20 protein-coding genes are annotated in these 21,683 nt (G+C 42.2%); 12 read left to right on the top strand and 8 right to left on the bottom strand.

The genetic code is table 11. From position 1 onward, the window contains the following. Position 1 precedes the first annotated feature (1 nt). From QM408_RS04855 to QM408_RS04870, 4 genes are all read right to left on the bottom strand, one after another. Positions 2–805, bottom strand: coding sequence for a PTS mannose/fructose/sorbose transporter subunit IIC (locus QM408_RS04855; RefSeq protein WP_261045312.1), 804 nt, complete (start codon positions 803–805; stop codon positions 2–4). Between the two features lie 25 nt (positions 806–830). Next, a complete protein-coding gene (locus QM408_RS04860) occupies positions 831–1,820 on the bottom strand; it encodes a PTS sugar transporter subunit IIB (protein ID WP_000021970.1) in 990 nt (329 codons plus the stop codon). Between the two features lie 234 nt (positions 1,821–2,054). Beyond that, on the bottom strand, positions 2,055–3,074 hold the full coding sequence (gene adhP, locus QM408_RS04865; RefSeq protein ID WP_000649144.1) for an alcohol dehydrogenase AdhP: 1,020 nt from the start codon (positions 3,072–3,074) through the stop codon (positions 2,055–2,057). Positions 3,075–3,403: 329 nt separating this feature from the next. Next, entirely contained in the window at positions 3,404–4,216 is an 813-nt protein-coding gene (locus QM408_RS04870) for a Cof-type HAD-IIB family hydrolase (protein WP_414373800.1), read from the bottom strand. 189 nt (positions 4,217–4,405) lie between these two features. Between QM408_RS04870 and QM408_RS04875 the strand changes: the two genes are divergently transcribed. From QM408_RS04875 to folK, 6 genes are all read left to right on the top strand, one after another. Further along, positions 4,406–5,824, top strand: coding sequence for an NCS2 family permease (locus tag QM408_RS04875; RefSeq protein WP_414373802.1), 1,419 nt, complete (start codon positions 4,406–4,408; stop codon positions 5,822–5,824). Positions 5,825–5,876: 52 nt separating this feature from the next. After that, positions 5,877–6,584: a CPBP family intramembrane glutamic endopeptidase gene (locus QM408_RS04880; RefSeq protein ID WP_261051445.1), complete on the top strand. Its 708-nt coding sequence runs from the start codon at positions 5,877–5,879 to the stop codon at positions 6,582–6,584. Between the two features lie 93 nt (positions 6,585–6,677). Beyond that, on the top strand, positions 6,678–7,652 hold the full coding sequence (gene folP, locus QM408_RS04885; protein WP_414373804.1) for a dihydropteroate synthase: 975 nt from the start codon (positions 6,678–6,680) through the stop codon (positions 7,650–7,652). 1 nt (position 7,653) lies between these two features. Beyond that, positions 7,654–8,976, top strand: a complete 1,323-nt coding sequence (locus tag QM408_RS04890; protein ID WP_261057062.1) for a bifunctional folylpolyglutamate synthase/dihydrofolate synthase — start codon at positions 7,654–7,656, stop codon at positions 8,974–8,976. Continuing rightward, complete coding sequence (gene folE / locus QM408_RS04895; protein ID WP_000380917.1) at positions 8,957–9,511, top strand: GTP cyclohydrolase I FolE; 555 nt, start codon at positions 8,957–8,959, stop codon at positions 9,509–9,511. The genes QM408_RS04890 and folE overlap by 20 nt, the downstream gene beginning before the upstream one ends. Before the next feature lie 183 nt (positions 9,512–9,694). After that, the gene (folK, locus tag QM408_RS04900) at positions 9,695–10,507 is read left to right on the top strand and encodes a 2-amino-4-hydroxy-6-hydroxymethyldihydropteridine diphosphokinase (protein WP_265483325.1); all 813 of its coding nucleotides are present in this window, start codon (positions 9,695–9,697) and stop codon (positions 10,505–10,507) included. A 45-nt stretch (positions 10,508–10,552) separates the two neighbouring features. Here folK and QM408_RS04905 read toward each other — a convergent pair whose 3' ends face one another. Next, positions 10,553–10,870 (bottom strand): DUF960 domain-containing protein, encoded by a 318-nt coding sequence (locus tag QM408_RS04905; RefSeq protein WP_000886035.1) that lies wholly within the window; start codon positions 10,868–10,870, stop codon positions 10,553–10,555. A gap of 236 nt (positions 10,871–11,106) precedes the next feature. Between QM408_RS04905 and ccpA the strand changes: the two genes are divergently transcribed. Continuing rightward, on the top strand, positions 11,107–12,117 hold the full coding sequence (gene ccpA, locus QM408_RS04910; RefSeq protein WP_001090627.1) for a catabolite control protein A: 1,011 nt from the start codon (positions 11,107–11,109) through the stop codon (positions 12,115–12,117). Positions 12,118–12,170: 53 nt separating this feature from the next. Here ccpA and QM408_RS04915 read toward each other — a convergent pair whose 3' ends face one another. Then, a complete protein-coding gene (locus tag QM408_RS04915; RefSeq protein WP_070526614.1) occupies positions 12,171–13,133 on the bottom strand; it encodes an asparaginase in 963 nt (320 codons plus the stop codon). A 65-nt stretch (positions 13,134–13,198) separates the two neighbouring features. Between QM408_RS04915 and QM408_RS04920 the strand changes: the two genes are divergently transcribed. Then, positions 13,199–14,590 (top strand): Cof-type HAD-IIB family hydrolase, encoded by a 1,392-nt coding sequence (locus QM408_RS04920; protein ID WP_049499875.1) that lies wholly within the window; start codon positions 13,199–13,201, stop codon positions 14,588–14,590. Positions 14,591–14,797: 207 nt separating this feature from the next. Here QM408_RS04920 and QM408_RS04925 read toward each other — a convergent pair whose 3' ends face one another. Next, positions 14,798–15,250 (bottom strand): universal stress protein, encoded by a 453-nt coding sequence (locus tag QM408_RS04925; protein WP_000079148.1) that lies wholly within the window; start codon positions 15,248–15,250, stop codon positions 14,798–14,800. Positions 15,251–15,411: 161 nt separating this feature from the next. Here QM408_RS04925 and QM408_RS04930 point away from each other — a divergent pair, with 161 nt between their 5' ends. From QM408_RS04930 to QM408_RS04945, 4 genes are all read left to right on the top strand, one after another. Beyond that, a complete protein-coding gene (locus QM408_RS04930; RefSeq protein ID WP_049502251.1) occupies positions 15,412–15,714 on the top strand; it encodes a hypothetical protein in 303 nt (100 codons plus the stop codon). 156 nt (positions 15,715–15,870) lie between these two features. Continuing rightward, positions 15,871–17,085, top strand: a complete 1,215-nt coding sequence (locus tag QM408_RS04935) for a pyridoxal phosphate-dependent aminotransferase (protein WP_000666455.1) — start codon at positions 15,871–15,873, stop codon at positions 17,083–17,085. Positions 17,086–17,229: 144 nt separating this feature from the next. Then, complete coding sequence (gene rpmH / locus QM408_RS04940; RefSeq protein ID WP_000831905.1) at positions 17,230–17,364, top strand: 50S ribosomal protein L34; 135 nt, start codon at positions 17,230–17,232, stop codon at positions 17,362–17,364. A gap of 138 nt (positions 17,365–17,502) precedes the next feature. Continuing rightward, complete coding sequence (locus QM408_RS04945) at positions 17,503–19,467, top strand: peptide ABC transporter substrate-binding protein (RefSeq protein ID WP_414373807.1); 1,965 nt, start codon at positions 17,503–17,505, stop codon at positions 19,465–19,467. Positions 19,468–19,799: 332 nt separating this feature from the next. On the opposite strand, the gene QM408_RS04950 is transcribed toward QM408_RS04945, so the two are convergent. After that, entirely contained in the window at positions 19,800–21,644 is a 1,845-nt protein-coding gene (locus QM408_RS04950) for an APC family permease (RefSeq protein WP_414373809.1), read from the bottom strand. Positions 21,645–21,683 lie beyond the last annotated feature (39 nt).

Below are 21,683 nucleotides of genomic sequence, written 5' to 3' on the forward strand. Positions count from 1 at the left end.
CTTAGTAGTCTTCTAGGATATCGCCGATTGGGTCGTTGGAAGTTGCGGCTCCTCCGCCACCATTTCCACCAGTTTTAGAAAGGTGAAGGTAGATAAGAGCGATAGCAACACCGATAGCACCAAATCCGATTAGAGTGATATCTGACACGGCAGCAAGCACGAAACCGATAGCGAAGAATGGCCATACTTCACGAGTTGCCATCATGTTGATAACCATAGCGTAACCAACGGCAACGACCATACCACCACCGATAGCCATACCATCTTTGAGCCAATCAGGCATAGTATTTAGAATGCTTTGTACGGTTTCAGTTGGTACCATTAGAAGGAGTGCTGCAGGGATTGCAATACGAAGACCTTGAAGAAGAAGTGCGACAAAGTGAGCACGTTCAACTGCTTTAAAGTCACCTTTTTTAGCAGAAGCATCAGCAGTGTGAACCAATCCGACAGAGAGTGTACGGACAATCATAGTCAAGAATAGACCAGCAACTGCAAGAGGGATAGCAACCGCTTGGGCAACACCGATACCTGTCTTAGTAAAGTCGCCACCAAGAACCATGATAATGGCAGCAGCAACAGAAGCAAGAGCAGCGTCAGGAGCTACGGCAGCTCCGATGTTAGCCCAACCAAGGGCGATCATTTGAAGAGAACCACCAAGGATAATCCCTGCTTCAAGGTTACCAGTAACAAGACCGATAAGGGTACAAGCTACAATTGGTTGATGGAATTGGAACTGGTCGAGGATACCTTCAAGACCTGCTAGGAAGGCTACAACGACTACTAAAACCATAGAAATAATAGACATCTTTAAAATCCTTTCATAAAATCGATTATTGCACGTTCGCTTTGTTGATCAAGTCAAACAAATCTTTTTTGGTGTCGTTTGGTACTTTACGTACATCAAATTCAACACCAAGGTCACGCATTTTTTCAAATGTAGCAACGTCTTCTTTGTCCATAGACAAAACGTTGTTAACCATTGTTTTACCAGTTGAGTGAGCCATTGATCCAACATTAAGAGTTTTGATTGGCACGCCACCTTCGATAGCACGAAGGGCATCTTGAGGTGTTTCAAACAAGATAAGGGCATGTGTTTCTCCGAAGCGAGGATCTTTTGCAACGTCGATTAGTTTTTGGATAGGAACAACGTTTGCTTTCACTTTACCTGGAGCTGCTTGTTTAATCAATTCTTTACGTAATTCGTCTTTAGCTACGTTATCTGAAGCAACGATGATACGATCTGCTTTTGAATCTGGAGTCCAAGCAGTTGCAACTTGACCGTGAAGTAAACGAGTGTCTAGACGGGCAAGGTTGATTTTGAGTTTACCGTCTCCGATGACAGTTCCTTCTGGAATAGCAGCTTGGGCAACTGGAGCAGCTGCAGCGCTTGCTACTTCCTCAACTGGGTTTAGCTCTTCTGGAAGAGCTTTGATGCCATCTTTGGCTTCTTTAATGATATTAGCAGCGACTTTTTCTACACCTGCAGCAGCGTCCATGAGGCGCTCTGTGTAGGCTTGAATTAACATCGGTAAGTTAAGTCCTGTGATGATGGCAAACTTACGCTCAGGATTTTCTCCCATCACGCGGCTAGCTTGGTTAAATGGAGATCCACTCCAAAGGTCAGCCAAAACTAGAACCTCATCTTCTGCGTCAAATGCAGCAACAGCGTTATTAAACTTAGCGTATAGATCATCAGGACCTTCATTTGGCATAAAGGTTACAACTTGAACCTTTTCTTGTTCACCAAAGATCATAGATCCTGACTGATGAATACCCGCAGCAAATTCGCCGTGGCTCGCAATAATGATTCCGATACTCATTATTGTCATTCCTCCTTTTTTGTTTTAGTTTTCGTTTAAGAAAACTTTAAGACTTTTTAAGTATAAACCGTTTTCATCTAAAAATCAACTATTTATCATAAAATAATTAAAAAGATTACATCTGAAAATATTGATATATTGAGTTTTAGAGAAGTTTTTTTGAATCCTTATTTAAAAATTTAATATAAAAAAGTTGGAAGCGCATTCCAACTTTTAAAATAGGTTTCTAATAGATTAGTGGGTGAAGTCGAGTACCATACGTCCTTGGATTTGACCTTTTTCCATTTCGTCGAAAATGGCTACGGCATCTTCTATTGGACGTTTTTGAACAACTGGAACTACCAAACCTTCTGCACCGAATTGGAAGGCTTCTTCCAAGTCTTTACGAGTTCCAACGAGAGAACCGATGACTTGGATTCCATCTAGAACGGTTTTTACGATACTGAGTTCCATCATTTCAGAAGGAAGGCCGACAGCGACAACGCGACCACCAGCACGAACTGAGTCAACAGCCTGGTTGAAGGCAACTTTAGACACAGCAGTTACGACAGCTGAATGAGCTCCGCCATCAGTTTTTTCCTTGATGAGTCCAGGTACATCTTCAACTTCGAGGCCGTTAATAACAATGTCAGCTCCTACTTCTTTTGCAAGGGCAAGTTTGTCGTTATTGATATCAACTGCGATGACATGAGCATTGAATACTTTTTTAGCATATTGAACAGCTAGGTTACCAAGACCACCAGCGCCGTAAAGAACAACCCATTGACCTGGTTCAACTTTGGCCTCTTTAATAGCTTTATAGGTTGTTACACCAGCACATGTGATAGAAGAGGCTTGGGCTGGATCAAGTCCGTCAGGAACTTTAACAGCATAGTCTGCAGTTACGATACATTGTTCAGCCATACCACCATCTACTGAGTAGCCGGCATTTTTCACTGTACGGCAAAGGGTTTCGCGACCAGTTGTACAGTATTCGCAAGTGCCACATCCTTCAAAGAACCAAGCAACGCTGACGCGGTCGCCGACTTTAAGGCTTTTAACATCTGGGGCAATTTCTTTAACGATACCAACACCTTCGTGTCCTAGGACGCGGCCTGGTACTTGACCAAAGTCACCATGGGCAACGTGGAGGTCAGTGTGGCAAACACCACAATATTCAATTTCTACAAGTGCTTCCCCAGTTTCAAGTGGACGGAGTACTTTTTCTTCAATAGCAACACCAGTGCTTTCTGGATTTACAACAACAGCTTTCATAGCTATCCTCCTTGATATTAACGGAGAGCAGGAGAAACAGGACTGGATTGATTTTGTATCAACAGAGTCGAGTATGACGAGCTCTCTTGTATTTATATGTGAATTATATCACAAAAGAAAGCCTTTTCCAAGGTTTTGGAGGCAAAAAGTAGAACAATCGATTAACTGGTTGATGAGACTGTGAAAAGAGCACAAAGACCAGCTTGCAAGCTGGTCATACTCTTCGAAAATCTCTTCAAACCACGTCAGCTTCGCCTTGCCGTACTCAAGTACTGCCTACGGCTAGCTTCCTAGTTTGCTCTTTGATTTTCATTGAGTATCAGTATAGGTTATAAGAATAAGTCTTGCAGGGTTTTGGCAACCCCGTCTTGGTCATTTGTCAAGGAAATTTGCTCATCTGCATAGGGGAGTAGCTCTGGGTTGGCATTTTTCATTGCATAACCTTTCCCAGCAAAAGCTAGCATTTCGGTATCATTGTGTTCATCTCCAAAGGCAATCAAATCCTTTTTGTCGCGGTTCATTACCTTGAGCAAGTAGTCCAAAGCAAAGGCCTTATTGACACCTTTTGGGGTACACTCAAGGATATTGAGCGGACCGCCCCAGGTATTGATAGACAGTTGATGCTGGTAGAAGGCGTTCATTTCTTTTGCCAAGGCATACTTGTCACTGGCTCTGGTCTGTAACAGGATACAGTTAGGGTCCTTGGTCACTAATTCAGACTGAAATTGATCTTCAGGGTGGAAAGCTTCTACGCCAAATAGTTTGGGATTGGCAATTTCTTCATTAGGATTTGTAATGTAGAATTTTTTACGGTATTCTCCAGCGATAAAATCGGCTTGAATGTCCTCTGAACGTCGAATCATGTCTAGCAGATATTTTTTGTCTACAGTCAAACACTTTTCAAAATCCCAAACTTGGTCTGGTAAATGAGTAAGGGAGCCGTTGAAATTAATCATAGGAGTGTTTAAGCCTAGTTCACGGTAAAAATCTTTTGACATGCGGTAAGGGCGACCCGTCGTAATAATAACCTGATGCCCTTTTTCAGTAACTTTTTTTATTGTTTCTTTGGTAAAGTCAGAAATCTGACTGTCTGAGTTGAGCAGGGTTCCATCCAGGTCAACTGCAATAATTTTTTTCGTCATAGGGACCTTTCTAGTGTCTTTTCAGATAAGATGTCTACTATTATAACAGAAAGCAGGAAGAAAAGCAGATTCGAAACCAAAAAAGAAATTCCATCAAATTCTTAAATAAATCAAACAAAGATATTGAAAAAGTGAATGATAAATGATATAATTCTATTATTGTTCGTAAAAATTAAAAGGAGATTGATAATGGATAAATTATTTAAACTAAAAGAGAATGGTACAGACGTTCGTACAGAGGTTCTCGCTGGTTTAACAACTTTCTTTGCAATGAGCTATATTCTCTTTGTAAACCCACAAATTCTTTCGCAAACAGGAATGCCTGCTCAGGGTGTATTCCTCGCAACGATTATCGGTGCAGTTGCTGGTACACTGATGATGGCCTTCTACGCCAACTTGCCATATGCTCAAGCGCCAGGTATGGGACTCAATGCCTTCTTTACCTTTACAGTTGTATTTGGACTCGGTTATTCTTGGCAAGAAGCCCTAGCTATGGTCTTCATCTGTGGGATTATCTCATTGATTATTACCTTGACAAATGTTCGTAAAATGATCATTGAATCGATTCCAAATGCTCTTCGCTCAGCTATTTCAGCTGGTATCGGTGTCTTTCTTGCCTACGTAGGAATTAAGAATGCTGGATTTTTGAAATTTACGATTGATCCAGGTAACTATACTGTTGTAGGAGAAGGGGCTGACAAAGCTAAAGCAACGATTACAGCAAATGCATCAGCAGTTCCAGGATTGGTTGACTTTAATAACCCAGCTGTTTTGGTGGCACTTGCAGGACTGGCCATTACAATCTTCTTTGTTATCAAAGGAATTAAAGGGGGAATTATCCTCTCTATCTTGACAACAACTATTCTTGCTATCGCAGTTGGTTTGGTAGATTTGTCAAGCATCGATTTTGCTAATAACCATGTTGGTGCAGCCTTTGAAGACTTGAAGACAGTCTTTGGTGTAGCTCTTGGTTCAGAAGGTTTGGGAGCTTTGATTTCAGATACAGCTCGCTTGCCTGAAACTCTGATGGCTATTCTTGCCTTCTCATTGACAGATATTTTTGATACAATTGGTACCTTGATCGGTACAGGTGAAAAAGTTGGTATCGTAGCGACAAATGGTGAAAATCACCAATCAGCTAAGTTGGATAAGGCTCTTTACTCTGACTTGATTGGTACTTCAATTGGTGCCATCGCTGGTACTTCGAACGTAACGACTTATGTTGAGTCTGCTGCTGGTATTGGTGCAGGTGGACGTACTGGTTTGACAGCCTTGGTTGTAGCTATCTGTTTTGCGATCTCAAGCTTCTTTAGTCCACTTCTAGCGATTGTACCAACAGCCGCTACAGCTCCAATCTTGATTATCGTTGGGATTATGATGTTGGCTAGCTTGAAAAATATCCATTGGGACGATATGTCTGAAGCGGTTCCTGCTTTCTTCACATCTATCTTTATGGGATTCAGCTACTCTATCACTCAAGGGATTGCAGTTGGTTTCTTGACTTACACTTTGACTAAGCTTGTCAAAGGTCAAGCTAAAGATGTTCATGTCATGATTTGGATTTTGGATGCCTTGTTTATCCTTAACTACATCAGCATGGCCTTATAATAGGATAACCCAGGGGGATTTTCCCCCTTTTTGAATACAAAGGAGATAGGTGATGAAAGAGAAAAATATGTGGAAAGAATTATTGAATCGTGCAGGCTGGCTGTTAATCTTTTTTCTGGCGACAATTTTATATCAGATTCCTATAGGGGTTACTGCTATTTTAACTTTAAATGCAGTACCACTGTTGCAGTCAGGACTGATAGTTGCTGGTATTTCGATTGTGGTTCTGGTGCTATTTATTATTGGAGCTCGTAAAACGCAATTAGCAAGTTTCAATTTTTCATTTTTTAGAGCTAAGGATTTGGCACGATTGGGCTTGAGTTATTTAGTCATTATCTGTTCAAATATACTTGGTTCTATCTTGTTGCAACTGTCAAATGAGACGACAACAGGTAACCAGTCTCAGATTAACGATATGGTTCAGAATAGTTCTCTGATTTCCAGTTTCTTCTTGTTGGCCTTGCTTGCTCCAATTTGTGAGGAAATCTTGTGCCGTGGGATTGTTCCTAAAAAGATTTTCCGAGGCAAGGAAAATTTGGGATTTGTAGTCGGTACGGTTGTGTTTGCTTTATTGCATCAACCAAGTAATTTACCTTCTTTATTGATTTATGGAGGTATGTCGATCGTTCTATCTTGGACGGCTTACAAGACCCAACGTTTGGAAATGTCTATCTTACTTCACATGATTGTGAATGGGGTTGCTTTCTGTTTGTTGGCTCTCGTGGTGATTTTGAGTCGGACATTAGGAATCTCTGTTTAAGATTTTTGACAATTGCTTACTTGTTTCTACTGGGAAAAAGATGAATGCAATCGTGTCCATCTTTTTCTTTTTATGGTAAAATAGAGAAATAATATGGTGAAAAGCCTTGAGGGAGTGACAGATATGTCAAGTAAAGCCAATCATGCAAAGACAGCTATTTGCGGAATTATCAATGTAACCCCAGACTCCTTTTCGGACGGTGGTCAATTTTTTGCTCTTGAGCAAGCACTCCAGCAGGCTCGTAAATTGATAGCAGAAGGGGCTAGTATGCTAGATATCGGCGGAGAATCGACTCGGCCGGGAAGCAGCTATGTTGAGATAGAAGAGGAAATCCAGCGTGTTGTTCCAGTGATTAAAGCGATTCGCAAGGAAAGTGATGTTCTCATCTCTATTGATACTTGGAAGAGTCAAGTAGCAGAAGCTGCTTTGGCTGCTGGTGCCAATCTAGTCAATGATATCACTGGTCTTATGGGTGATGAGAAAATGGCCCATGAGGTTGCTAAGGCTGGTGCGAAAGTAGTCATCATGTTTAATCCAGTCATGGCGCGACCTCAGCACCCTAGCTCGCTTATATTTCCTCATTTTGGTTTTGGACAAGCTTTTACAGAGGAAGAGTTAGCTGACTTTGAAATATTGCCAATCGAAGACTTGATGGAGGCTTTCTTTGACAGAGCCTTAGCGAGAGCGAATCAAGCTGGAATCGCACAAGAAAATATCCTGTTGGATCCAGGAATCGGCTTTGGTCTGACCAAGAAAGAAAATTTGCTTCTTTTACGGGACCTGAATAAACTCCATCAGAAGGGCTATCCAATCTTTCTTGGAGTGTCGCGCAAGCGGTTTGTCATCAACATCCTTGAAGAAAATGGTTTTGAAGTCAATCCTGAGACAGAACTTGGTTTCCGCAATCGAGATACGGCTTCGGCTCAGGTAACCAGTATCGCTGCGAGGCAGGGAGTAGAAGTGGTGCGCGTGCATGATGTAGCTAGTCACAGGATGGCAGTTGAAATTGCCTCCGCTATTCGTCTGGCTGATGAAGCGGAAAATCTAGATTTAAAACAATATAAATAAGATGAAAGAGATTCAAAACAATCAGTGGATTGCCAACTACCGGACGGACCAACCGCATTTTGGCTTGGAACGAATGGTGGAACTATTAGCTTTGCGTGGCAATCCCCATCTCAAACTCAAGGTCATCCATATCGGAGGGACCAATGGCAAGGGTTCGACCATTGCTTTTTTGAAAAATATGCTCGTAAAGCTAGGTCTGAGAGTAGGCGTGTTCAGTTCGCCCTATCTCATTCATTACACAGATCAGATTAGCATCAATGGGGAATCTATCCCAGAAGCGAAGCTAGAAACCCTCATGGCAGACTATCAGTCTTTGCTGGAGGGAGAAGCGGTCGCTAATTTACAGGGCACAACCGAGTTTGAGATTATCACAGCCATAGCCTATGACTACTTTGCTTCAGAGCAAGTAGATGTGGCTATCATGGAAGTCGGCATGGGTGGGCTTTTAGATAGCACCAATGTCTGTCAGCCCATTTTGACAGGAATTACGACTATTGGATTGGACCATGTAGCCCTACTTGGTGACACCTTGGAAGCCATAGCAGAGCAGAAAGCTGGCATTACCAAACAAGGTATTCCCTTGGTGACAGGTCGTATTGCTTCAGAAGCTTTGGCTGTGATTGACCGCATTGCGGAAGGGAAAGATGCTCCGAGATTTGCCTACGGGACAGATTATCAGGTCAGCCATCAAAAGAGTGTGGTTACAGGCGAAGTCTTTGACTATACTAGTTCTCTCAGACAAGGTCGCTTCCAGACTGGACTGCTTGGTTTGCACCAGATAGAGAATGCTGGGATGGCTATAGCTTTACTTGATACTTTTTGTCAAGAAGATGGTCGAGAGCTACCAGCTAATACCTTACTTGCTAAAGCTCTGGAAGAAACAAGATGGCCGGGGCGTCTGGAGGTCGTGTCAAGAGAACCCTTGATGATTTTGGATGGAGCCCACAATCCCCATGCTATCAAGGCTTTATTAGCAACCTTGCAAGAACGCTTTGCGGATTATCGTAAGGAAATCCTCTTTACTTGTATCAAAACCAAGGCCTTGGAGGATATGTTGGACTTGCTGGGGGCCATGCCAGATACTGAGCTTACCCTGACACATTTTGACGATAGTCGGGCGACTGATGAAAACGTGCTGAAAGAGGCAGCCAAGTCTAAAAATCTCAGCTACCAAGGTTGGCAGGATTTTCTAGAGCAGAAATTGACAGATAAAAAAGAAGAGAAACAAACAGTTAGGATTGTCACGGGTTCCTTGTATTTCTTGAGCCAAGTGAGAGCCTATCTGATGGAGAGGAAGAACGAAAATGGATACACAAAAGATTGAAGCAGCTGTAAAAATGATTATCGAGGCCGTCGGAGAGGACGCTAACCGTGAGGGCTTGCAGGAAACACCTGCTCGTGTAGCCCGTATGTACCAAGAGATTTTTTCAGGTCTTGGTCAAACAGCGGAGGAACATTTGTCAAAATCCTTTGAAATTATTGACGATAATATGGTGGTAGAAAAAGATATCTTTTTCCACACTATGTGTGAACACCACTTTCTACCATTTTATGGGAGAGCACATATTGCCTACATTCCAGATGGTCGTGTGGCAGGTTTGTCTAAGCTAGCCCGTACGGTTGAAGTTTATTCGAAAAAACCACAAATTCAAGAACGTTTGAATATCGAAGTGGCCGATGCCTTGATGGAGTATCTAGGTGCTAAAGGAGCCTTTGTTGTCATTGAGGCGGAACATATGTGTATGAGCATGCGAGGTGTCAGAAAACCAGGCACAGCAACCTTGACGACAGTAGCTCGTGGTCTATTTGAAACAGATAAGGACCTCCGAGACCAGGCTTATCGTTTAATGGGACTATAATACTCTTCGAATAATGGGACTATAATACTCTTCGAAAATCAAATTCAAACCACGTCAGCTTCCATCTGCAACCTCAAAACAGTGTTTTGAGCAGCCTGTGGCTAGCTTCCTAGTTTGCATTTTGATTTTCATTGAGTATAAAAAAAATCCGCTTCAAGCGGATTTTTCTAGAAAGGAATCATTATGGATCAACTGCAGATTAAGGATTTGGAAATTTTTGCCTATCATGGTCTTTTTCCTAGTGAGAAAGAATTGGGGCAGAAGTTTGTTATTTCCGCAATCCTATCCTATGATATGACCAAGGCGGCTACAGACTTGGATTTAACAGCCTCTGTCCATTACGGAGAATTGTGTCAGCAGTGGACGACTTGGTTTCAGGAAACCACTGAGGACTTGATTGAAACGGTAGCCTACAAACTAGTAGAACGTACTTTTGAGGCTTATCCTCTGGTCCAAGAAATTCAGCTGGAACTGAAAAAACCTTGGGCGCCAGTGCATTTGCCGCTAGATACTTGCTCGGTAACCATTCATCGCCGCAAGCAACGGGCCTTTATCGCCCTAGGAAGCAATATGGGAGATAAACATGCAAACTTGAAACAAGCCATTGAGAAAATGCGAGCTCGAGGTATCCATATTCTCAAAGAGTCCAGTGTCTTGACGACGGAGCCTTGGGGTGGTGTGGAGCAAGATAGCTTTGCTAATCAAGTGGTTGAGGTTGAAACCTGGTTGCCGGCCCCAGTTCTATTAGAGAACTTGTTAGCCATTGAGTCAGAGATGGGACGGGTTAGAGAAGTGCATTGGGGACCTCGTTTGATTGATTTGGACTTACTCTTTGTGGAGGACCAGGTCCTTTATACAGATGACCTTATTTTGCCCCATCCTTACATAGCGGAACGCCTTTTTGTTCTTGAGTCTCTACAAGAAATTGCGCCTCATTTTATCCATCCTACATTAAAGCAACCTATCCGTAACTTGTATAATGCTTTGAAACAATAGAAAAAACTCTAGTTTTCAGTTGCTTGTAACTGAAGGCTAGAGTTTTTAAAATAGGTCATTTTCTTCTGGGAGGAGGATAGTTTCTCTACCGTCCATATCTAAAACCAGAACTCTCGGGGGATAAAGAGGGTCAAAGGGATGGTTAAAGTCAAAATCAATGGCTGTAGGGAGGTGTTGACTTGAGAAGTGGAAGGTAATTTTTCCTTGGTTATTGAGCAATTGAAACTCGAGTTCTTCTTCCAATTCAAAGACATTTTTTAAGAAATGGTCGATGATATACCAAAATGAGTCAATAACGTCATCAGGCAAGCTGGTAACAATGCCAAAACTAGCTGACCGCATGTGGGTATTGGTAAAAGCCATATTTCTTCCCCCTTTCTTTTCCCTTATCATACAGCAAATAGGATTAAAAATCAAGAAAAGGTGATTTTTTCTTCATAAACATAGCTTCCTATGAAATTTTTTCAAATAATCTTCAAAAAACGCTTGAAAGTGTTTACAAATAGTGATAAAATGGAATAAGTGGAATCATGAAAACGAAATTTTCATACCGTCTCTTTTTTGGAGTCTCGTGAGGTATGATATAGAAAGGAAATGGAATGAATACAGACGATACAGTAACGATTTATGATGTCGCCCGTGAAGCAGGAGTTTCAATGGCGACGGTTAGCCGTGTAGTCAATGGCAATAAGAATGTAAAAGAGAATACTCGTAAAAAAGTGCTTGAGGTGATTGATCGTTTGGATTACCGTCCAAATGCTGTGGCGCGTGGTCTTGCAAGTAAAAAGACAACCACTGTCGGTGTGGTGATCCCAAATATTACCAATGGCTATTTCTCAACGCTTGCTAAAGGGATTGACGATATCGCTGAAATGTACAAGTACAATATCGTCCTTGCCAATAGTGATGAGGATGATGACAAGGAAGTTTCAGTTGTCAATACCCTGTTTTCTAAGCAAGTGGATGGTATCATCTTTATGGGCTACCACTTGACTGAAAAAATTCGTTCAGAGTTTTCTCGCTCTCGGACACCAGTTGTTCTTGCAGGAACTGTGGATGTGGAACATCAGCTTCCAAGTGTCAATATTGACTACAAACAAGCGACGATTGATGCAGTAACCTACCTTGCTAAAGAAAATGAGCGCATTGCTTTCGTAAGCGGTCCACTAGTGGATGATATCAATGGTAAGGTTCGTTTGGTTGGCTACAAGGAAGCCTTGAAAAAAGCAGGTATTTCTTATAGCGAAGGATTGGTATTTGAATCCAAATACACTTATGAAGACGGTTATGCCTTGGCAGAGCGTTTGATTTCATCAAACGCAACTGCAGCAGTTGTAACAGGTGATGAATTGGCAGCAGGTGTCTTGAACGGCCTTGCTGATAAGGGTGTGTCTGTGCCAGAAGAGTTTGAAATCATTACTAGTGATGATTCACAAATCTCACGCTTTACCCGTCCAAACTTGACAACTATTGCCCAACCTCTTTATGACCTTGGTGCTATTAGTATGCGTATGTTGACTAAGATTATGCACAAGGAAGAGTTGGAAGAACGTGAAGTTCTCTTACCTCATGGTTTGACAGAACGTCGTTCGACACGAAAACGGAAATAGAAAAAATCAGGGAATCGTGCAGATTTCCTGATTTTGCTTTCTGGAGAAGAGACTTAGCCTTCCATATAGTCTTTCAAAGCTCGCCCTTTTAGTCCGGCATTGAGGGCAATGAGGAGTTTCAAGCGGGCTTTTTGGGCGTTGAGTTCTTTAACAAAGAAGACACCAGATTTTTGCAACTGTACGCCTCCACCCTGGTAGGCATAAACAGGCTCGGCAATACCGTTAAAGCAACGTGAAACCAGGGCGATTGGGATTCCTTTTTGTAGAAGGCTTTCTAATTTTTGAGCCGTTTCTTTGGGAATATTACCAGCTCCGAAGGCTTGGATAATCAAACCGTCCAATTGTTCCAAATCCAGCATATCAATCAGCTCATCTGTCATACCAGCATAAGCCGAGATAATAGGGACTAAACCTTGTATGTGATCAAGGTCAAAGCGAACACGAGGTTCAGCTGTTTTAAAGTAGAGGATTTCGTGTTTCATAATCAGACCAAGTGGCCCGTGTGTTGGAGTCTGGAAGGTGCTGACGTTGGTTGTATGCGTTTTGGTAACATACTTGGCAGCGTGGATTTCATCGTTCATAACGACCAAAACTCCTTTGTCAGCAGCTCTGTCATCGCTAGCCACTCGTAAAGCGCTCAGATAATTATAAACACCGTCACTACCGAGTTCGTTGGAGCTGCGCATGGCACCTGTTAGAACGATAGGCATATGGGGAACTTCCATGGTATCAAGGAAATAAGCTGTTTCCTCTAAAGTATCGGTCCCGTGTGTGATCACCACTCCATCGTAGTTATCTGCTTCATCTTTGATTTTTTGGTAGAGGGCCAGCATATGCTTGGGTTTGATATGGGGGCTTGGCAGGTTAAAAAAGTCCAAGGCGTGGACTTGGATTCCTTCAAGAGGATTGGACACATGGTTCATGGGATTATCTGAACTCGTCACAACAGCGCCAGAAGCATCGGCTTGCATGGAAATAGTTCCACCCGTATGTAAAACAAGGATTTTCTTAGGCATGATTTACTCACTCTTTCTGAAATGTGGTATAATCATTGTATCACAAAAGGGGAGATTGGGATAGGATGGAAGTCAAAGCTGTTTTTTTTGATATCGATGGAACCTTGGTTAACGATCGCAAGAGTGTTTTGAAATCCACTAAGGACGCGATTAAGATTGTCAAAGAACAAGGGGTGCTAGTTGGTGTAGCGACAGGGCGAGGACCTTTTTTTGTTAAGGAATTGATGGACGATTTGGATCTGGACTTTGCGGTAACCTACAATGGCCAGTATATCTTTACTAAAGACAGAGTCTTGTTCACGAGCCCAATTTCCAAGTTACATTTGCGCCAGCTCATTACGTATGCTAAAAAAGAGGGCAAGGAGATTGCCCTAGGGACCAAGGATGCTATGCTGGGTTCTAAAATCATGTCCTTTGGTCTGGGTTCTTTTTCCCAACGAATCAGTCGCTTCGTTCCCTCTGTTTTAACTCGGACAGTGAGTTATTCCTTTAATCGTATGGTCAGCAAGGTTGTTCCCCAAAAGGAAGAAGACCTGCTTGATCTAATGAATCAGCCTATCTACCAAGTCTTGATGCTGATGACGCCAGAAGAATCTGAGAAGGCAGCAGCTGATTTTGAAGACTTGAAATTGACACGTAGCAATCCTTTTGCAGCGGATGTCATCAATCAAGGAAATTCTAAATTGGAAGGCATTCGACGAGTTGGGAAAGAATATGGTTTTGACCTCAACCAAGTGATGGCCTTTGGTGATTCGGATAACGACCTTGAAATGCTGGCTGGTGTCGGTATGTCAGTTGCTATGGGAAATGGTAGTAGCAGTGTCAAGGAAGTTGCCAAACACATCACCACCAGCAATCAGCAAGACGGAATCCACAAGGCCTTGGAACATTTTGGTGTTTTGGCTTCAGAAAAAGTCTTTGTCAGCCGTGACTATCATTTCAATAAGGTCAAGACCTTCCACCACATGATGGATGAACGAACCCAAGAAGAACCTCGAGCTTGGGATTTAGAAGGTGCAACCCACAGGGCTGGCTTTAAAATAGAAGAATTGGTGGAGTTTGTTCGAGCTGCCAGTCCTTCTGAAGAGGACTTTGGTCAAGCTCTATCGCAACTTCATCAGGCTCTTGATAAGGCAGCAGAGAAAGTAGCCAAGAAGACACCTGCCCAGCAAGATTTGGTAGGGCAGGTGGATGCCCTGATTGACACGCTTTATTTTACCTATGGTAGCTTTGTTTTGATGGGGGTGGACCCAGAACGTATTTTTGATATCGTCCATCAGGCCAATATGGGGAAAATTTTTCCAGATGGCAAGGCTCATTTTGATCCAGTGACCCATAAAATCTTAAAACCAGATGATTGGGAAGAAAAATATGCTCCAGAACCTGCTATTAAAAAGGAACTGCAGCGCCAGCTCAAGGCTTATGAACGCCATAAAGAGAGAAATAATACTCAATGAAAATCAAAGAGCAAACTAGGAAACTAGCCGCAGGCTGCTCAAAACACTGTTTTGAGGTTGCAGATAGAACTGACGAAGTCAGCTCAAAACACTGTTTTGAGGTTGCAGATAGAACTGACGAAGTCAGTAACATATATACGGCAAGGCGACGTTGACGTTAGTATAAATAGTAAACAAAAAGGAGCGCTGAGCTCCTTTTCTTTGTGATTATAAGGTTTTTTCTTGTTCTCTCACAACCAGCAAATCAACCTTAGCATGGCGGAGGATGTATTCAGATGAAGAACCGACCAAGAGGCGTTCAAAGGCGTTGAGACCAGTTGCGCCAACGAGGATGAGGTCCACTTCCTCAGCATCGGGAATAGTACGTGCCAGTAGAGTTTTTGGATTTCCCATTTCAATGACGATATGAACATCTGCCACACCAGCATCTTTAGCACGTTTTTCGTACTCTTTCATCAAACTTTCAGCGTCGACTTGGAGTTCTTCGTAAACTTCAGCATCAAAGGTGGATACGCTTTGGAGTGCGCGTGTGTCAATGACATGTGCGATGGTGAGTTTAGCGTCGTTTCGTAGAGCAGAATGAACTCCCTTGACAAAAGCCAAGTCTGCTTCTTTAGAACCATCGATTGCGACCATGATATTTTGGTAACGTTGTGCCATAATGAAACCTCCTGAAATTTTCTTACTATAATTGTAAACCTTTTCACTATAGAAGTAAAGCAAAAAAAGTATTTTTCAAAAGAATGTTATCGATTAAAATCTATATAAATATATGATAAAATAAAAGAAAGGATAGCAGGAAAGAAGTGAAGGGAGGGAGAATGATGAAGCACTCTTTTCAAGAAACAAAAAAATCAAATTTCCTTTATTATGGAATCATCCTAGTTTCAGTCTTGCTAGAAGTTATCATGATCTGGCAATTAGAGAAGCTAATTCCGCTTCTCTATCCAGGTTTTGTTGGCTTTTTAGTCTTTCACCTACTCTACCATCTAATCTTATTCCTAGTCGCTAAACGAAGTGGGCGTTGGGATTACTTGATGATATGGGGGCTTTTCCTCATGTTCAATCTTCTCTATGACTCCTTTTTAGGCTTGCTTTTTCTAGGTTTATCTTTTGGTATGTGATGTGACTTTCGCAAAATACCTGCTATCTCCCCTGTCTTGGCCTCGCTTTTAGCGAGGCTTTTCTTCTGTAGGATTTTAGTGACACATTTCAGTAAACTTGTCGCATTCTCTTTCTAGTGGTATAATGTTACTATCCTGACGAATTGAGGAAACAAGATGAAAGAATATAACAAGTCTAGTAAGTTAGAGCATGTTGCTTATGATATCCGTGGTCCTGTTTTGGAAGAAGCCATGCGGATGCGAGCAAACGGAGAAAAGATTTTACGTCTGAATACAGGAAATCCAGCAGAATTTGGCTTTACAGCGCCAGACGAGGTCATTCATGACTTGATTATGAATGCGCGTGATAGTGAAGGATATTCTGACTCCAAAGGGATTTTCTCAGCCCGTAAGGCTATCATGCAGTATTGCCAATTGAAGAAATTCCCAAACGTAGATATTGATGATATCTACCTTGGAAATGGTGTCAGTGAGTTGATTGTCATGTCCATGCAGGGGCTTTTGGACAATGGAGACGAGGTCTTGGTGCCAATGCCAGACTATCCCCTTTGGACAGCGGCTGTCAGCCTAGCTGGAGGAAATGCCGTTCACTATATCTGTGATGAAGCTGCAGAATGGTACCCAGATATTGACGATATCAAGTCAAAAATCACTTCTAATACCAAGGCAATCGTCCTTATCAATCCAAACAACCCAACTGGAGCCCTTTATCCTAAGGAACTCTTGTTGGAGATTATTGAGATTGCCCGTCAAAACGATTTGATTATCTTTGCGGATGAAATTTACGACCGCATGGTCATGGATGGACATGTGCATACGCCTGTGGCGAGTCTGGCACCAGATGTCTTCTGTGTCAGCATGAATGGTTTATCAAAATCCCACCGTATTGCTGGCTTCCGTGTAGGTTGGATGGTCTTGTCTGGACCTAAGACACATGTTAAAGGCTATATCGAAGGGCTCAATATGCTGTCCAATATGCGTCTTTGCTCTAACGTTTTGGCCCAACAAGTCGTACAAACTTCCTTGGGTGGTCACCAATCAGTTGATGAATTGCTCCTTCCAGGTGGACGAATTTACGAGCAAAGAAACTTCATCTACAATGCCATTCAAGATATTCCAGGTTTGTCTGCCGTTAAACCCAAGGCTGGACTCTATATCTTCCCTAAAATCGACCGCAATATGTACCGTATCGATGATGATGAACAGTTTGTCCTTGATTTCTTGAAGCAGGAAAAGGTTCTCTTGGTTCATGGTCGAGGCTTTAACTGGCAGGAACCAGACCACTTCCGTATCGTTTACCTTCCTCGTGTTGATGAACTAGCCCAAATCCAAGAAAAGATGACTCGTTTCTTGAAACAGTATCGTAGATAGGGCTTACATTCGAAAAAGCTGGAAACATTTGCCTAGAGCTATTGACAAAAGTGAAAGAATCAGATAGAATAGTAAAGTATGTTTAGTAACTGATCACTTTATAGCCGGCTAAACGAATACAAAATCTATGAGGAGGTATTCATCGTGAAACGTACTTATCAACCAAGTAAACTTCGTCGTGCGCGCAAACACGGATTCCGTAACCGTATGTCAACTAAAAACGGTCGTCGCGTATTGGCAGCTCGTCGTCGTAAAGGACGCAAAGTTTTGGCTGCATAATCCAAACGAACCATAACAAAAATCAGTAGGAACTCGAGTCTACTGATTTTTATTTTTGTAAAAAAGTTCAAAAAGGCTTTATATTTTTGCTCAAATAGTGTATAATATTTCACATACTGTAAAAAATGGAGAATAATCATGAAGAAATCAAAAGTTATGCTTTTTGGAGCTATGGCTTTGACAGCAGGTCTAGCTCTAGCGGCATGCGGGTCATCTCAATCAAGCAATGCAGACAAGACATACTCTTATATCTTTGTCAGCAACCCTGATACCTTGGATTACATTACCTCTACACGAGACTCTACATCTAGTATCACAACCAACTTGGTTGATGGTTTGTTGGAAAATGACCAGTATGGCAATCTCATCCCCTCTATGGCTGAGTCATGGACCGTGTCAAAAGATGGTTTGACTTACACTTATAAAATCCGTCAGGGAGCTAAATGGTACACTTCTGAAGGAGAAGAGTATGCGGACGTAACCGCTCATGACTTTGTGACAGGACTTAAGTATGCGGCTGATAAAAAAGCTGAAAACTTGTACTTGGTACAAGACTCTATCAAGGGGCTAGCAGATTATGTTGAAGGGAAATCATCTGATTTTGGAACTGTTGGTGTTAAGGCGGTGGATGATTACACACTACAATACACCCTCAACCAACCTGAGACTTATTGGAACTCTAAAACAACAGCAAGTATCCTTAGTCCTGTAAATGAAGCCTTCTTGAAGTCTCAGGGAGATGACTTTGGAAGTGTGACACCATCAAGTATTTTGTCAAATGGTCCTTACTTGTTTAAATCCTTCACATCAAAATCTTTGATTGAATTTGATAAAAACCCTAATTACTGGGATAAGGATAATGTTAAAATCGAGAAAGTGAAACTCTCTTTCTTTGACGGTTCTGACCAAGACAGCATTGCTAGAGGTTTCTTGGATGGTAACTATACAGATGGTCGTATCTTCCCAACAAGTTCAGTCTTTGCTGAACTCAAGAAGGGAAATGAGGACAAGATTACCTATACACCACAAAACTCAGTTACTTTCTATTATCTTTTCAACGTGAATCGTCAAAGCTACAAGCAAACTATGAAACAGTCTGATAAGGAAAAGACAGATTCACGCGCAGCTATGCAAAATAAAGATTTCCGTCAGGCTATCAACTTTGCCTTTGACCGTCATGCTTATGCAGCACAGACAAATGGTGAAGATGGAGCAGACCGTATCTTGCGTAACACGATTACACCAAGTAACTTTGTCCAAGTTGGCGATAAGAACTTTGGTGATATTGTCAATGAAAAAATTGTCAACTACGGTAAAGATTGGGCAAACATCAATCTAAACGATGGTAAGCAAGCCTTCTTGAATCCTGAAAAGGCCAAAGAGAAGTTTGCTAAGGCCAAAGAAAGTCTGCAAGCACAGGGAGTAACTTTCCCAATTCATTTGGATATGCCAGTTGACCAGACTGCTAAGTTGGATGTGCAACAGGCTGGATCGTTCAAACAAACAGTGGAAGAAACTCTTGGTAAGGAGAATGTAGTTATCGATGTTATCCAACTTTCTCCAGATGAAAAAGACCAGGCAACCTACTTTGCAGATACAGCAGAACAAAAAGACTACGATATCGACATCTCGGGATGGGGTGGAGATTACTCAGATCCTAAGACTTACCTAGCTATTCTTGATCCAGAGACAGGTTCTCAGTTGAAAAACATGGGCTTGTCTGAAGGAAAAGACAAGGAAGTTAAGGACAAGATTGGTCTTTCTGACTATAAGAAACTCTTGGATCAGGCTGATGCGGAAATAACAGATACTCAAGCCCGCTATGAAAAATATGCTGAAGCCCAAGCTTGGTTGACAGATAGTGCCCTCTTCCTACCAGTTCAAAGTGGTGGAGCTAACCCAATCTTCCGTAAGACTGTACCGTTTACAGGCCCATTCTCATTCGTTGGTCATAAGGGAAATGCGGACAACTACAAATATGTTGAATTGCAAAAAGAGCCAGTAACTGCTAAACAGTACCAAGAACTTTATGAAAAATGGCTAAAAGAAAAAGCTGAGTCAAATAAAAAAGCTCAGGAAGATTTAGCTAACCACATTCAATGATATTCCTAGTAATGCTTTTCAGTTAATACTCTTCTAAAATCTCTTCAAACCACGTCAGCGTTGCCTTACCGTAGGTATGTTACTGACTTCGTCAGTTCTATCCACAACCTCAAAACAGTGTTTTGAGCTGACTTCGTCAGTTCTATCTGCAACCTCAAAACAGTGTTTTGAGCTGACTTCGTCAGTTTCATCTACGACCTCAAAGTAGTGCTTTGAGCAGCCTGCGGCTAGCTTCCTAGTTTGCTCTTTGATTTTCATTGAGTATAAGCATAGTGGATGGATTCAGAAAAAGGCCTTACCAGACGCTTATTGGTTCTGGTAGGGCCTTTTCTTTATTCTTTTAAGTGATAAGAGTAGCTAGCGACAACGACGTCTTGGTGCCAACGAAGGGAATATTTGAGTTTGAGACTCATCTGATTGTGTAGAATATTTTGCCAAGGTTTATTAGGGATAAACTGGGGTACCAGAACAGTGACTGTATAGTTCTTTTTCTGAGCATCCTCAGAGATTCGTTTGACATACTTGACAGTAGGGGTGATGATGTCACGGTAGCTTGTCTTGATGTTCTTCAGAGTAATGGTTGGGAAGTAATCGGCAAATTCTTGGAGAATTTCTTGGTCTTTTTCTGCTGTTTCCTTGGTAGAAATATGCATGGCTAGGACTTCATCTCCGATACTTTGAGCGTAGTTAATGGCTCCGACGCTGACTCGGGTGACATTTCCTACTAGGACGAGAACTAGATTTCCATTGTAGGTACGTTTTTCGATGCCTTCATATAGTCGTAGTTGTTGGGCCACTTTTTGGTAATGACTGTGAATGGCCAAGAAAAGTAGGGTGAGTACGAGAATAATCGGGAAGAAAGGCCAGATATCACTGAGACGGAAAAAGAGCAGGATTAGCACGATAGCGTAGCAAATGATAGCTCCAAGGATATTGGCAAGGGCAGGTTTTAAGAAATTTGCCCCTTTTTCTTTTTTCCAATGGCGAATCATCCCAGTCTGAGAAAGGGCAAAGGGAACGAAGACCCCGATAGTATAAAGGGGAATCAAACGTTCGGTATTGCCATTAAAAATGAGAAGAAGAATCATAGCCCCAAATGCCAGAGTTAAAATTCCATTAGAGTAGCCTAGGCGGTCTCCTTTTTCCATAAAGAGATGGGGCATGTATTTGTTTTTAGCCATATTGTAAGCCAGCATAGGGAAGGCCGAAAAGCCAGTATTTGCAGCTACGGCTAAAATCAAGGCTGTGGAGAATTGGAAGATATAATAGCCAAGGTGACCTAAGAAGGAATTGCCAAGGATGCCTTGAGCCATCTGTGAAAGAATAGTTTCTCCGTGTTGAGGCATAATCCCCATCCAGTAGTTTAGGAAGGTGATACCAGCAAAAAGAAAACCTAAAATCAAGGCCATAATGGTCAAGGTCTGAGCAGCATTCTTTTCTTTCGGAGCCTTGAAAAAGGGAACGGCATTTGAAATAGCTTCAACTCCTGTCAGAGAGGCAGAGCCGCTGGTAAAGGCTCTTAGAATGAGAACTATAGACAGGCTCGGAACAGCATGCCCAATAGGTGAAGTTGCCTGATAGCTGAGAGACCCTGTCATTAGTTGAAAGATTCCGTAGAGCAAGAGAAAGACAGTACTGATGATAAAGAGATAGACAGGAATCATCAGTGAACTGGCAGATTCTTTTAAGCCCCGTAAATTCAAGAGCATAAGCAAGCAAACTAGAAAAATGGAAATGTGGAGGTTGTAAGGGTGGAGAGCAGGGAGAGCTGCTGTGATAGCATCGGCTCCAGATGACACCGATACCGCCACAGTCAGCATGTAGTCAACTAGCAGACTACCTCCAGCGATTAAGCCAAGTTCGGGAGATAGATTTTCTCGAGTAACCATATAGGCCCCTCCCCCTTGAGGGTAGGCATGGATGATTTGACGGTAGGAGACGGTCAGGCTAGCTAGGAGCAGGAGGACAAAGAGGCCGATAGGAAGACTCCACCATATCGCAAGAGGAGAGAGACTAGCCAAGACGAGGACTACTTGCTCAGGCCCATAGGCAATGGAAGATAGAGCGTCGCTTGACAACATAGCCAAGGCCTGCATTTTTCCCAGCAGACCTCCCTCGCCTTCTGTTAAGGACTTAAGAGGACGACCGATAAAAGTCTGTTTTAATTTTGTAAACATTGTATTTTCCTTTTCTGAAAATTTCAATAAGTGCTATTA

This window comes from Streptococcus mitis (genome assembly GCF_047464965.1).
Lineage (GTDB): Bacteria > Bacillota > Bacilli > Lactobacillales > Streptococcaceae > Streptococcus > Streptococcus mitis_DU.